The sequence below is a fragment of the Enterococcus sp. C102(2024) genome, assembly GCF_040888205.1.
Classification (GTDB): Bacteria; Bacillota; Bacilli; order Lactobacillales; family Enterococcaceae; genus Enterococcus; species Enterococcus faecalis.
Genome location: NZ_JBFOHH010000001.1, coordinates 945,526 through 960,051 on the forward strand (window position 1 = coordinate 945,526; position 14,526 = coordinate 960,051).

General features: G+C 31.0%; 12 protein-coding genes. All 12 read right to left on the reverse strand.

The features are described 5' to 3' along the window. Positions 1–92 precede the first annotated feature (92 nt). Positions 93–1,334: a GTPase HflX gene (gene hflX, locus AB3I34_RS04570; protein WP_010712629.1), complete on the reverse strand. Its 1,242-nt coding sequence runs from the start codon at positions 1,332–1,334 to the stop codon at positions 93–95. A gap of 3 nt (positions 1,335–1,337) precedes the next feature. Next, a complete protein-coding gene (gene miaA / locus AB3I34_RS04575) occupies positions 1,338–2,267 on the reverse strand; it encodes a tRNA (adenosine(37)-N6)-dimethylallyltransferase MiaA (RefSeq protein ID WP_002359924.1) in 930 nt (309 codons plus the stop codon). After that, on the reverse strand, positions 2,268–3,014 hold the full coding sequence (locus AB3I34_RS04580) for a glycerophosphodiester phosphodiesterase (protein WP_002359923.1): 747 nt from the start codon (positions 3,012–3,014) through the stop codon (positions 2,268–2,270). Between the two features lie 1,025 nt (positions 3,015–4,039). Further along, on the reverse strand, positions 4,040–5,404 hold the full coding sequence (locus AB3I34_RS04585) for a DUF6056 family protein (protein WP_002359921.1): 1,365 nt from the start codon (positions 5,402–5,404) through the stop codon (positions 4,040–4,042). Further along, positions 5,401–6,366 (reverse strand): glycosyltransferase family 2 protein, encoded by a 966-nt coding sequence (locus tag AB3I34_RS04590; RefSeq protein ID WP_002359920.1) that lies wholly within the window; start codon positions 6,364–6,366, stop codon positions 5,401–5,403. Before AB3I34_RS04590 ends, AB3I34_RS04585 begins: the two co-directional genes overlap by 4 nt. Before the next feature lie 131 nt (positions 6,367–6,497). Then, entirely contained in the window at positions 6,498–7,448 is a 951-nt protein-coding gene (locus tag AB3I34_RS04595) for a GDP-mannose 4,6-dehydratase (RefSeq protein WP_002359919.1), read from the reverse strand. Between the two features lie 598 nt (positions 7,449–8,046). After that, positions 8,047–9,444 carry an O-antigen ligase gene (locus tag AB3I34_RS04600; RefSeq protein WP_002359918.1) on the reverse strand — a complete coding sequence of 466 codons (1,398 nt, stop codon included), beginning with the start codon at positions 9,442–9,444 and terminating at the stop codon, positions 8,047–8,049. Between the two features lie 63 nt (positions 9,445–9,507). Continuing rightward, positions 9,508–9,912 (reverse strand): glycerol-3-phosphate cytidylyltransferase, encoded by a 405-nt coding sequence (tagD, locus tag AB3I34_RS04605; RefSeq protein WP_002359917.1) that lies wholly within the window; start codon positions 9,910–9,912, stop codon positions 9,508–9,510. Continuing rightward, positions 9,909–10,796, reverse strand: coding sequence for a beta-1,6-N-acetylglucosaminyltransferase (locus AB3I34_RS04610; protein ID WP_002370370.1), 888 nt, complete (start codon positions 10,794–10,796; stop codon positions 9,909–9,911). The genes tagD and AB3I34_RS04610 overlap by 4 nt, the downstream gene beginning before the upstream one ends. Further along, a complete protein-coding gene (locus AB3I34_RS04615) occupies positions 10,796–12,229 on the reverse strand; it encodes an oligosaccharide flippase family protein (RefSeq protein WP_010712630.1) in 1,434 nt (477 codons plus the stop codon). The genes AB3I34_RS04610 and AB3I34_RS04615 overlap by 1 nt, the downstream gene beginning before the upstream one ends. A gap of 9 nt (positions 12,230–12,238) precedes the next feature. After that, entirely contained in the window at positions 12,239–13,390 is a 1,152-nt protein-coding gene (locus AB3I34_RS04620; protein WP_002359914.1) for a CDP-glycerol glycerophosphotransferase family protein, read from the reverse strand. Continuing rightward, entirely contained in the window at positions 13,387–14,385 is a 999-nt protein-coding gene (locus tag AB3I34_RS04625) for a glycosyltransferase family 2 protein (protein WP_002359913.1), read from the reverse strand. Before AB3I34_RS04625 ends, AB3I34_RS04620 begins: the two co-directional genes overlap by 4 nt. Positions 14,386–14,526: the final 141 nt, after the last annotated feature.

The window sequence follows — 14,526 nt, forward strand, 5'->3', positions numbered from 1 at the left end:
TTCCCATCTTTTCACGGCTGATTTTCTCCTACTAATCAAAAAAATAGAAATGATTTGTTTTTACAAATCATTTCTAATCAACTTACCATTTTTTATTCTTTTTCGGATTCAGCCAACCATTTAGACTCTTTTTTCGCAAAGCCTTTCACGATATACCGATTTTCATTTTCAGCATATTCTTCTGAAATCATTAGTGTCATCCGGCGAAGTTCACTTAATAGTTGTCCGTCAGTTGGTCTAATTTCTAATTGATAAGGCTCGAGTAATTCCATCATTTGAGCACGGATAGCTTGAACCAGTCGTTCTTTATCTTCAGGAATTTTAGTTGAGATCAATACATTGGGAAATAAGGTTGGGACAAATTCTTTACTGTCCACTTGATCTCTTTTATTATAAACCGTCAAGCACGGAATATTTTCCAACGCTAATTCTTTCATCAATGTTTGAACCGTGCGTTCATGTTGTAAACGATCTGGCGCACTTGCATCCACCACATGGAGCAGTAAATCCATCGCCCGACTTTCTTCCAATGTCGACTGAAAGGCTTCAATCAGTTGTGTTGGTAAATCTTGAATGAAGCCGACCGTATCTGTCAGAGTAACTTCCATGCCTTGAGGCAATTGCCATTTTTTAGTTAAAGGATCTAACGTTGCAAACAATTGATCCTCTGAATAAGTTCCTGCTGTTGTCAACATGTTGAGAATGGTTGATTTGCCAGCATTGGTATAACCAATCAAGCCAATTTGAAATAGTTCTGAATTTTGTCTTTTCTGGCGGCTTCGTTCACGATGAGCAGTGACTTCTTTTAACTCACGACGGATGCCTAAGATTTTATTCCGAATGTGTCGGCGGTCCGACTCTAATTTCGTTTCACCAGGCCCACGTGTCCCAATACCTCCTCCAAGTCGGGACAACTGTTTTCCTTGACCAGCCAAGCGAGGCAATAAATAATCCAATTGTGCTAATTCAACTTGTAACTTTCCTTCTTTGGAGCGCGCACGCAAAGCAAAGATATCCAAAATTAATTGTACACGATCAATTACTCGCACAGCTAACGCTTCAGATAACAGTTGATTTTGGCGCGGTGTGAGCTCATGATTAAAAATCACAAGATCCGCTTCATAGGCATCTATTAATTGAATTAATTCTTCCAATTTCCCCTTACCGATTACGGTTTGTCGATCAACTTGTGGTCGTTTTTGCGTTAAAACAAACACCACTTCTCCATTAGCGGTTTCCGTTAAATTCGCCAGTTCTTCCATTGATGCAGAAAATGTCTGATAATTTTTTTCCGTCTCAACTCCTACTAGAATCACTTTTTCATGAGTGGTCATCGCCTACTCACTCTCCTTCTGTTGTAGCCATTCCGCTACTTCTTTTTCCAACTTGGGCAAATCTGTTGGCTGCTGAACCAAATCCCACCAATGCGCAGCCATTCGATTTCTAAACCAAGTCAATTGACGTTTGGCATATCGCCGCGATTGCTGTTTGACTGTTTCAACCGCCATCTCTAATGTTTGTTCACCGGAAAAATACGGAAAAAATTCTTTATAGCCAATGCCTTGAGCTGCTTGTGCATGTGGTTGCTGAAACATCTGTTTTGCTTCTTCCAACAGTCCTTTCGTCATCATTTGATCCACCCGCTGATTAATACGCTCATACAATAAAGCGCGATCTGTTTCCAAACCTAATAAATAATAATCATAGAGACGAGCTGGTTTTTCCTTCGGGGTCAAAATACTATAACCGGTTTTATCAAAGACCTCTAACGCACGAATGACTTTTTTGCGATTATTAAAATGGATGCTGTTAGCCGCTAGAGGATCCTTTTGTTTTAATAACTGCCATAAGGCTTGATTCCCTTTTTCTTCCGCAAATAAATTGTACGTTTCTCTAATTTCAGGCGAGTCATCTATCTCACGACTTCCTAGTTGAAAATCATAAAGGAGTGATTGAATATACAAACCTGTTCCTCCAACGATAATTGGTAGTTTCCCTTTTTCAGTAATTTCTTTGATTTTTTGACGACCCTCTTTCTGAAAATCAGCAGCAGAATATGTTTCGCTGACTTCACGGCAATCAATTAAATAGTGAGGAATCCCTTCTTTTTCTGTTTCTGTGACTTTAGCGGTGCCAATGTCTAACGAGCGATAAACTTGCATGGAGTCACCGCTAATAATTTCACCATTAAATTTTTTTGCTAAAGCAATACTTAATGCTGTTTTCCCCACCGCGGTGGGTCCTACAATAACTAATACTTTCTCCAATTATGTTTCTCCTTCTTCTTGCCAATTTTGACGAGCAAATTTTGCTTCTTCAGGAAAATCCGTATGAACACCCGCCAATTTTAGCTGAAAACAATTTTCCATTTCTTCCATCCGATTAACAGTCCATGGCCGCAGCGGTTTGCCAATTGTGATAAGTTCTTTTTTATGAGCCAACACCCATGACAATTTTGGATGTAAACTATCGACAAGCGCAAATGCCGGTCCCGCTTGACTTAAATCCTCTGCAGATTCATAAATAAAGGCAATTTCTGTCTTAGGATCAGCTTTTTTTAATTTAACTAAACTTGGAAAATAAAAACTGGAATATAAATAACGAAACGGCCAGTTTTTTTGATTCATTTGTTGGACGACTTTTTTCTCAATTCCTTCATAATGGATAATATCCGTTTTAAGTTCAATATTCAAAAAACCATTGAATTGTTCTTCTACAAGACAATTTAAAACATCTTCCAATGTTGGAACACATTGAACAGAAGGATTTTTCTGAAACCAGCTTCCAGCATCTAGTTGTTTTAATTCGTTTAATGTTAACTGTTGGATTTCACCATGACCATCTGTCGTACGATCCACCGTTTCATCATGCATAACGATTAAATAACCATCTTTAGAAAGGTGAACATCTAATTCAATTCCTTCAGCACCAACACGAACAGCCTCTCTGAAAGCAATACACGTATTTTCAGGATGGGTGCCTTTACTTCCTCGATGTGCAATAATATCTGTCATGCTCTCACTCCAATCTTGTTTATTGTACCATTGGAGTGAGGTGGGTTCAAATATAGGAAAAACAGAGAAAAAGAGCCTAGGAAAAAATGAACTGGTATAAAGATCTGAATAACAAAAAAGCACTTTCCTAGACTGCTGAATTTTAATAGTTTATATGTGATTTGTAGTCAAAAATAGTATAAACAAACTCTTAACCACTATGCAACAGGCAGTCTGTTGTTTGAAACAGTTGATTAATTGCATCTAGAACAAATAAAGCACCTTGCTTATCCCCAATTGTATAAGCAATAATTTAACCATTGTACAAATCCATAATAGAAGATAAATTCAATTATTTTTGACCAAAAGACGGATAAGCAATATCCGTTATCAATTTCTTTAAAGGTCATCTAACGAAATTATCTGTTTAACTTGTTTTCGACAACCACCTAAGTTTATTTCGCTTTACTGCATTTATTCATTTTCACACGTGAACTTCAATAATATTTCTGCATATTTTTTTGTATAGTGTTTTATTCACTTGGTATTCTTGATTAATCCGTGTAGTAATGGTTAATTTCACTTTCATTATATTAACTAATTCTACAAATATTTCTGGTTCTACATCTTTTCCAATGCTTTGTATCTTTTTAGCATTTCCATATGCGTTTTTAGGTATTTATTTTCATTTTAAGCTATTGTTCTTCAGATTTATTTCCTGAACCTTTTCATAAGCATGCTATTTCCTAACTTGTTGACTTAATAACTAATGATTCTGACCATTACGATACCAACACCATCACGTTTCGTTTTGTGTTTTAATTTTAGCACCTAATTCTTTCGTAATCATTTTTACAGGAGTGTTCTCTTTTTTAATCCATATACTCGTTTTTTAATATCAATCGGATAAAATTCGTGCTTTTCCGTTAAAAAGAACCACCTATTGGATTCATTTGATTTTGAATTCAACAAGTGGTTCTTTTTTATTTTTTCAGTTGCTTGGGTCGGTTCCAAGTCTCAAGCTTTTCTTTTAAATACTTACATACTTACCATTTACCATATTTTTCTTCCCATTCTTTCATGGGAATAGCTTTAACTGTATTCACATGAAAATAATCTGCTACGGGGTGATTTGCATTAGTATCTTCACCCATATGAGACAACCTAGTTGAATAAGCAGGATAAGAAGTGCTTGTTTTTATATCAAACGATGGGACTTCAGGATTTTTGTTGCCTTTCTCTCTCTCAGATATGATAAAACTATATCTTTTATTCTGTTCTGTATAGGAATGATAAATATCTGGAATAGCAGGCAAGAATGCCCATACCGTAAGTAACATTACATATAAATATATAATTGAATAAGTAGCGTCTACTATTTTTTTATCAATCCCTGTTAAGTTAAAGTCTGGAATAACCATGTTCAAGGCTATTATGATATACATAATTCCACCAAAATAAGATCTTCCCCAAACAAACCCCGCAGGAGACAACGCTAATGAATAACAAGTTGCAGTACCAACAAATAAATAAACAAGAGCTAGTAAATAATTATATCTATTTTTATAAAATGTAATACAAATAGTAATCATAATAATTGTTAGAACAAATAAAATCAGCGAATGTTCTACCAGAGCATTCGAGACATCTCCTATTCCCACAAGAACTTTTTTTAAAACGGGCCAAGAAGAACGTTCAAAAAATGTACTGCGCATTTTATTCCCTGGAGAAGATAACATAATAAGAAATCCAATAAATTCACCTAATAAACCAAATTTCATCCAATTTAACACTTTTTTATTATTTATTTTCCACTCTATAAAAATATATGAAATAGTCAAAAGTATTAATCCACCCGATGTATTCTCATTACACCAGCCTGCTATAAGACCAAATATAAACATAAAAAAAGAAGCATATTTCATAACAGGTGAAACATTTTTTATAATTTTCCAGTGATAAATACTAATAAATGTTAGCATAATACCAAAAGTCCACAAATAATTTATACTACCAGTTTCCCAAAGAATTGTTTCACCGAATCTTGGTACAAACAAAACAATCAACATCACTATAAATAGTAGACGAATAGTGTTAAATTTCTGTTTTGAAAAATTAGTTAGCTTATAAATAATTCCACTTACTATAAGAAAAACTATAGGATTTACAATATTAAAAATAAACTTTGGCATTAATAACAAAGTTCTTACAATTAAATGTGCAACTGAACGTCCATTAGTACTCAAATAATGAAGATATTCGTCATGAAAGACAGTAAATATATTCCCCGTTTTGAAAATATAATTAAAGTCATCTGCCAATAAGGGAGTAAGAAAATTCAATATTACAAAACTTATATAGACCAATAGAATTAAACACCAAAATGTCTTTTTATTATTAAATATTTTCATCTATTTTCCCCATTCTTATTTCTATTTTTTGAACAATGTGTATCTTCTACAAAATATAATGGACGGTCTTTTGTTTCCAAAAAAATACGTCCTACATACTCTCCTAAAATACCTACAGAAATCAATTGGCAGCCACCTAAAAATAATATCATAATCATTAATGAAGGGAAGCCTGAAGTATCCGCACCAAATATCAATGTTTTAATTAATACATATATCATGTAAATAAACGCAACAAAAGAAACTAAAAAGCCAAAATACATTGAAATCTTTAAAGGAGCCGTTGTATAAGAAGTAATTCCTTCAATTGCCAATTTCAATAATGCGCCAAAACTCCATTTTGTTTCACCATGTAGTCTCTCATCCGCATCAAATTCAATCGCAACCTTTTTGAAGCCTACCCAATTATATAACCCCTTCGTATAACGTTGAGATTCTCTCATTTGCTTCAGCGCCTCTACTACCTTACGATCAAGTAACCGGTAATCTCCTGCATCTGGTAAAACAGGCGTATTGGCTAGTTTTCCTAATACTTTATAAAACCATTTAGAGGATGTTTTTTTGAACCATGACTCCCCTTTGCGTTGATTTCTTTTAGCATAGACATCTTCATAGCCTTGCTGCCAAAGATCAATCATATCAATAATTGTAGCTGGTGGATGTTGTAAATCAGCATCCATTGTGATAACAGCATCATGTGTAGAATAATCAAAGCCCGCACTCATTGCTATCTCTTTTCCATAATTCCTGGACAAATCAATTAAAGAAACATTGTCCGTTTGTTCAATTAATGATAAAACTTCACTCACAGTGTTATCTTTGCTTCCATCATTAATAAATAATATTTCAAAATCAACTTCGTTTCTTTTTTTTTCTAAAGTTTCATTTAATTTTTTATATAGAGGACGTATATTATTTGCTTCATTATACGCGGGTATTGAAATTAAAATTTTCTTTTTCACAGGTTAAATCCCCCAAATTTAATACTTGCATACAAATTTAGCATACCATATTAAACTTTTTTTATCTATGACTACTTCGTACAAATTACTTGAAAACTTCTTGAGAACTATCAGCTCTCAAGAAGTTTTATTTATTCTTTTAATTCATAATTAACATATTTATCCAAACCGGACTGAATACTATATTTCGGTTCATAACCAATGGCACGTAATTTAGATATATCCGCTAAGGAATCTTTAATGTCCCCAGCTCGCGCTTCTTTATATTCAACTGGCAAAGTGACTTTCATAATATCATTTAAAGAAGAAATTAACTCATTTAAATCGGTTGCTTTCCCTGTTCCAACATTATACACTTCCCCAAGTGATTGGTCAGAATGAGCGACAAGATTCAACGCTTGAACCACGTCCTCAACAAAGACAAAATCACGGGATTGTTTTCCATCGCCAAAGATATTGAATGTCACTTCTTGATTGGCTAATAAGCGTTTGTAAGAGTCCATCACAATCGAAATAACGCCAGAATAAGGCGAATTAGGATTTTGGTTTGGCCCATAAACGTTAAAGAAGCGAACAGCGCTTGTTGGAACATCATATAAATGACAATAGTTTAACACATATTTTTCAGAAGCAAATTTATCCACCGCATAAGGCGTTAATGGACGAATTACTGATTCTTCCTGTTTTGGTAAAGTTGGCTCATCCCCATAAACCGCTGCAGAAGAAGCAAACACCAAACGTTTTAAATCTTTCTGGTATTTCCGAATTAATTCCAGTAATTGTAACACACTCTCAAAATTCACTTGGTGTGTTTCCACTGGACGTGCTACTGAATCTGCTACACTAGCAATCGCTGCTAAGTGAAAAATGTAATCGAACTGATACTCTTGTAGTACTTTTTCCATTAATTGTTGATCAATCACGCTACCTTCAATGAACGTGATATTTTCAGATGTGTTTAAATTTTCAGTTTGGCCCATTGATAAATCATCAATGACCACAACTTGATTGTCTTTACTATAATAATTTGCTAAGGTCGAACCGATAAAGCCGGCACCGCCTGTGATTAGAAATGATTTCATTTATTTAACCCCTTAAATAGTTATTAACTCTATATTAACATAACAAATGATAACCTAAACACTTATTGTTTGCAATACAAGATTATCATGAAATATCAAGTTTTAAAACTTGATATATTTCCATTAATAAATAGAAGATTTATATTAATAAGTTAAAATTTAATATCCTGGTACTTTCTAGTAATTATTGTTCGCAAAGGAAATTCATAAATAACTGGGCATATCTACTTTTTAATAGTTTTGTTGAAAAATTAGTATAACTAAATGTTTATTTTTTACTTGTAAACTAAATGCACCATTTATATAGGAAAATCAACATACTCCACTTACTTTAACATTGCACAAATCATTTAATTATCATTCGCTATGGGATTACAAACACTCGATTGTTTCTTAATGAAGTCACAAAATTCAAAACATATCTGCAATTGAGGAATCAACAGTTTAAATGAAATTCCTATGTTTTGTAACTTTTATAATTTCAAATTGCCAATTGTCTTCTATCAAGTACACACACGAAATACGAACCAAATGAAAAAAGCCCAGAGAATTTTCTCCTCTGGACGAGACTCTATTCTATAATTTTTCTTTGCCAACATTATTTTGACAAAGAATCTTTATTTTCTAAAGATGTAATTTTACCCAAAAAGAACCAAATCACAACAGCACCAATTGTACTCACTAACACTAGCTCGGTAATAAACAATGCTGATATTGTAATAGCTAAAACACTAAGTATTACGTAAAAATTCATATCTTGCATCAAACTACTTTTACCAAATAAATATTTTAAAGAAATGTATATTTTATTTACAAAGAATATAAAGAAAACTAATAATCCAGAAGCTCCTGTAGAAGCCATGATTAAGAACACAAAATTATGTGTTGTTAATGTATTTTGCCCTATAAATGAATCTGGTAAAACATCATGTGCATATGGAATATAATTAGCAGCTGAAGCTCCTACTAACCAACTTGATTTAAATATCTCAACAGCACTACTCCAAAGAGAAAATCGTAAATTAGATATATCACCGCCATTAGAAACATCTGGTCTGTCTAAGTTTACTTTATTCAAATTATTCTTAGTATCAATCGTAGGAAGCGAGGCTTCTTTCATTTGCAAAAGGCTTGGAATATATGATAAACCTGTTTTAAGAGCATCAATTATCAAGTACAAGACCGCAATAGTGAGGAGCGAACTAATTATAGATAGAATCCAACGTAAAAATAATTTCTGAGAATCTATCTTTTTGCTATGATAGCTAACAAAAAACATACCTACAGCAGTTACTGTTAATAACACAATTAATGCAGTTCTAGAGCCTGATAGCGATATAAACATTAACTGTAACAAAATATTAAGGCTATTAAATAAAGTAAACGCTCTATTAGAATTTGTTTTAATATAATAAACAGAAAGTAAAATTACAACAACGGATATAGTAGCTCCAAAATTTGGGTCTGGAAACACTCCGAAAAGTCTATTTCCTAGAAATCCCATACGTAATGGATAATAACGGTTATCCATAGGAATTTTAACGCCAAATTGCGTAAAAAACATCCATAAAGAAATAATAGCAGAAAAGAACCAGAAGATTATTAATATAACAAAAAAATAATCAAAAATCTTATCTTTTTTACCATAATCTTTGCCATATTGAAATATTACAAAAAAGTATATAGCTTGCCACATAATTAATTTTAAATTACCAGCCAATCCATACTTTATATTGACTAAACTAGATATCAACATAATAGCAATAAATAATATGAGCCATATGTCAAATTTTTTTTGATTACTCTTTTTAATAGAATCAATTGCATCAATAAAAATAATTGTTAATCCTATAAGACCAGATGATACAAAGAATAGTTTATCCAACAAGTTGGGCATTAATATTAATGGACCGATTGTACGAAAAATTAATATCAGCTCAAAATATAAGATATATATTCCTTTTATATTCTTTAGTGTGCTATTTGGTTTTAGCATCTAGTTATCCACTTCCTCATACAAATTTACGCTTTAAATACAAATATTATGATACCTAAAAACTTAAAATGTTTTATTTTCTAAATCTTTTTTTATCTGAGTTGTTGATATTTCAGGTGTTCTTGGTAAATAAATAACCTCCGCATTAGTTTCATTAGCGATAAAGTCAAATTTCCCTGACCAATCATCACCTATCACAAATTCAGCGACATGAAATTCTTTAATATCTTGAATCTTTTGTTGCCAGCTATTTTCCGGAATAACTAAATCTACATATCTGATAGCTTCTAATAATTTTTTCCTCTTATCAAAAGAAAAATAGGTTTTCTTTCCTTTTTCTTCCCAATTGAATTCATCTGTAGATAGTCCAACGATTAAATAGTCTCCTCTTTCTTTCGCTCTTCTTAAAAGATTAATATGTCCATAATGTAACAAATCGAAGGTACCATATGTTATTATCTTTCTCATTTATATCTCCTCTCTTTCGCATTTTTTAATTTATTTACTAACTGACCAGAATATGATACATTAAATTTTCTAGCAAATAATTCTTCTCTGTTAATCAGCATATCATAATCGCTGTCACAAAAATATTTTGGTGTATCATTTTCCCATACTACATAACGCATATTTGAATGACAAGAATTATCAAAATTGGGTGTATTTACTTTTTCTAAAAATTTAGAGTTATAAACAATCGTTTGTAGAAATAATTCATCTCCGTTAATCGTATCTTTAAAATAATCATTAATAAACTTTTCCTGCTCTAACACATATTTGGCCAAATCGTTAGTTATGCTAAACCAATTTGCCCCCATTTGAAATGTATATTTATCTGATTTTATTCTATTACTATTTAAAAATTTTTGAATAATTTTATACAGTTTACCTAAAAACCATAAAAAATTTTTTTTCTTACCAACTTTTTCTTGAAATGGGTAGTAATACATAACACGCTCTAAATTTCTTTGTTTAATTTTTGGCTGCTGAAATTGTATATATTCTTTTCCATCATTTTTATCAAAAAATTCATGAATATAATCTTGACTTTTAAGAGGAAAATCAAGCCCAGAAATCAAATGATAATAATTATAATTTCTTTTCACAGCAGCTTTAAGTAATGCCAGTTCACATTCAATTTGTGAATAAGCCCCCCATGTTACAGAAATACTTTCAATAAAAGAAACTTCCGAATACTGACAATGTGTTTTTAAATCAGCTATATTAACATTACTAGATTTTTTATCAATATGAATTACAATATCATTTCTAATATCATCTAACTCTTTTAACAATAAGCTTAACATATCGAAATTGTCATGCGCCATGATTAAGTAAACATGTTTTTTCATTAATTTTTAGTTCCTTTTAGTATTTTTTTTACATCTAACACAACTTCACTTTTAGTCGTAAATAATATGATACCAAACAATAATAACATGACCATTGATTTATATGCAATGTTAAAAAAAGAATTAGCAAAAATTGAAGGTAATAGAAGCCCAGTAATTGTAATTGCTATTGTTAAGCCCAATTCAATAAGTATCTGTTTGGTAATTAAAAATTGTAAATTAATAAAATCTTTAATCAATACTATTCTTAATATGCAAACGATGAGTTCTACAAAAACTAGTACAATAGTCGCACCTAATGCATTATAAATTGGAACAAGAATATAATTGCCAAGTAAACTAACAATTGAACCAATTATTAATGGGATTCCATATTCTTTGTCTTTTTCCATAGCCAAAGCAAACTGATTAGAGAAAATCCCTCCAATCGGATTTAATATAATAATAAATGAGACAATCATCATATTTGCGGTCATAGGAACAAATTTAGGTCCAAAAAACCATACAACAAACTCTTTCGTATTAGCAAAAATAATAGAAAACAAAATTAATGAAAAAGTCAACGTATAATTAAATGCCTTTTTAGTATACATATATACCTTATCATTATCCCCATTTTTGATAGCTCCAGTCATTTTAGGTAACATAACAATAGTTAAAGATGAGAGTAATGTTAGTAGAATTCTTGCAATTTTTTGAGACTGATCATAGTAAGAAAGCTCTGTATTGGTAGTTAAAGATCCCACTACCGTTTTATCCAAAGTTGTATAAACTTGCATAAACACTTGTGGCAAAAGGATAATCAAACTAGGTTTCCATAAAGATTTAAAAATAGGCATAGAAAAGTTAGGTTTAGAAATTTTATTTTTTAGACTCAGCCAAAAAATTAAACTTCCAACTACAGTAGATGCAGATGTAATTAAAACATACAAAGGTAAATCTTTATCGTTTTTCACTAACAAGATAATCAACATTACTGATAACAATTTTATGATCACATTTCTAATAACTACCTGAGCAAATTGTTCAATACCTTGAAAAAACCAAGCAATATCAAAGGTTGTACCTATTAAAAAAATTAATTGTATATAATATAATTCTTTATACTCAATTTTAAATAAAAAAATTGCGAAAAAATATATGGTTGTGATCACTAATCCAATTAATGCTTGCATGATAAAAAGATTCCAAAATTCTTTATTTAATTCATCTTTATTAAATTTATTTTGTGCTATTCTTCTAATTCTAAGGGGATTCATCCCAACTGATATCAAGATCATTAAAAACTGAGCGATAGAGAATACATAACTGTATATCCCTAATCCTTCTGTTCCCAGCCGCCGACTAAGTATAGGCATTGTTATAATTGGCAGTATAATTAATAATACTTGGTAAGTTGCATTAAACAAAACATCACTAATGAATTTTTTCATATTTTTCTATCATCTCTCAATATTTTCTAATATTTTTTCAGTGACAAAATTTGTTGCTTTTCCAGTTTCAAAATTACCTATTTTTTTCAGTAACATTTTAGGACCTTCTATCAACGTTTCTCTATCATGTTCGAAAATAGCCAAAATTTCTTGGTAACTTTTTGCTTTCGGCAAAGGTAAATAATCTAAATCAATATAAAATCCTCTTTCCTTCTTATACTCATCTTCATCATAGTTTAAAAGAATAATCGGCTTATTTAATAATGCAAAATCAAAGAAAATAGACGAGTAGTCGGTAATCAGTAAATCCATATCAAGAAACGTATCTTCTGAACTTACATTATTATCGATTAAGTGAACTGAATATTTTTTTATCAAATCTCGTATTTCTACCTGCTTAATTAGGCTTTGATTTACATTAGGATGAAATTTCAAATAAATTTCTACTTTTTTATTGAGTGATTCAAAATATTTAACTAGGTACGGAATACCTAAAATATCTAGTTGCTTTTGACCATTATCAGCTTTATTATTTCTAAAAGTTGGTGCAAATAGCAACTTAATAGTTTCTTTTTCAAACAACGAAACTTCTTTATCAATTTTTAGGCATAATTGATCATTTCTCGGCGTTCCAACATTAGCAATTTTATTTTCATCTATTCTAAAAGCAGAAGCATAGATATCACTACTATACTTATTACCAGAAAGTAGATAGTCTAAGCTTTCTGAATCTTTTAGAGCATAGTTTAAATAACTATTTGGGAGTTTATCCACGGCATCAAACTCTATTTTTTTCAAGGGAGTTCCATGCCATGTTTGAAAGTAAATCTGATTTTTACGTTTTTTAAAAAAAATTGTTTTTCTTGAGTCATCAATCCAAACTTTACTTGTATATAGATGAAAAGTAGCCAAAAGCGAATTATTGTCAACACGTTTTATATATGGTGGCAGGTTTTTAACAGAAACATCTTTATTAATGCACCATATATACTTTAGTTTAGGATTCAATTTATAAAGCTCTTCAGATATTCTTCGCGGATTACCTGAATAGTTTCTCCCACCAAAACTAGAAAAAAATATTTTTTTATTTTGAATAGGCAACATTAAAAAAAACACAGGATAAATATAGCGTGAAAGAAATTTTTTTATCTTTATTATCATCGGTTAATTCCTTCCATTTTTTTAAATATTTTAGCGATTAATTTATTCTTAGAGATGCGACTTGGTAAACTAGGAAACTTAACTAATAGTTTTGTGATTAATTTAAGCTTAACAGATATCTTATTATCATTTAGTACTTCACTTTGATATTTTTCTACAATATCCATACATTTAGTATAATCTAATTTTGAGGTATAATTACTTTCAATCATTCTCATCATCATTCTAATTGCTTCATAGACATATCTAGACTTTACTTTAGGACTTATACTCGGATAATGTTCATCCATAAAATTTAAAATTTCTTCATGGATAATAAAAGAATCAAAATTTTTTTGATTAAAATCTGTTCTTAAAATACTATTATCTCGTAAATAGTAGTGATACTTAGTAGAACCATTAACAGCAACTTTGGTTGAACTATCAATTAAACGATACGTAGTTCCTTTATCTTCCATTAACATCCCTTCTGGGTATCTTATGCTTTTAAACAAACTAATTCTATATAACTTATTATTTGCCGAATAACCAATTAAATTACTCGAGAATAGTTCTCTCATTGCAGTTTCTCGTTCGAATATGTCCCACTTAGTTTGGCTTTCACTTTGAAAGGCAATTTTATTAAAATCCTTTACTTTAATCATCTGAATAACCGATATATCCACATTCGTATTTTCCATTCCGTTCAATAACACTTCAATATAATCCAGCTCGATCCAGTCATCACTATCGATAAAACAGATAAATTCACCTTGTGCACATTCAATCCCAGCATTTCTAGCAGAAGAGAGTCCTCCATTCTCCTTGTTAATTAATTTTATTCTGGAATCTGATAGTTTCTTTTTTTGACAAACACTTAAAGAATTATCGGTGGATCCATCATTAACAATGATAATTTCTAAATTTTGATAGGTTTGATTAATAACTGAGTCTAAACATTTTTCTACATATTTTTCTACATTATATACGGGTATGACTACACTGACTAATTTCATCTTATCTCCTAACTCATTTCTTTTAAACTAATTCATTCTATGATACACTTTTCTATGCTGGAAAGTCAAAAAAATTACGATTTTACTTAAAAAGGTGTACATAAACTTTTACGTACACCTTTTTTACTATTGTTTCAACTC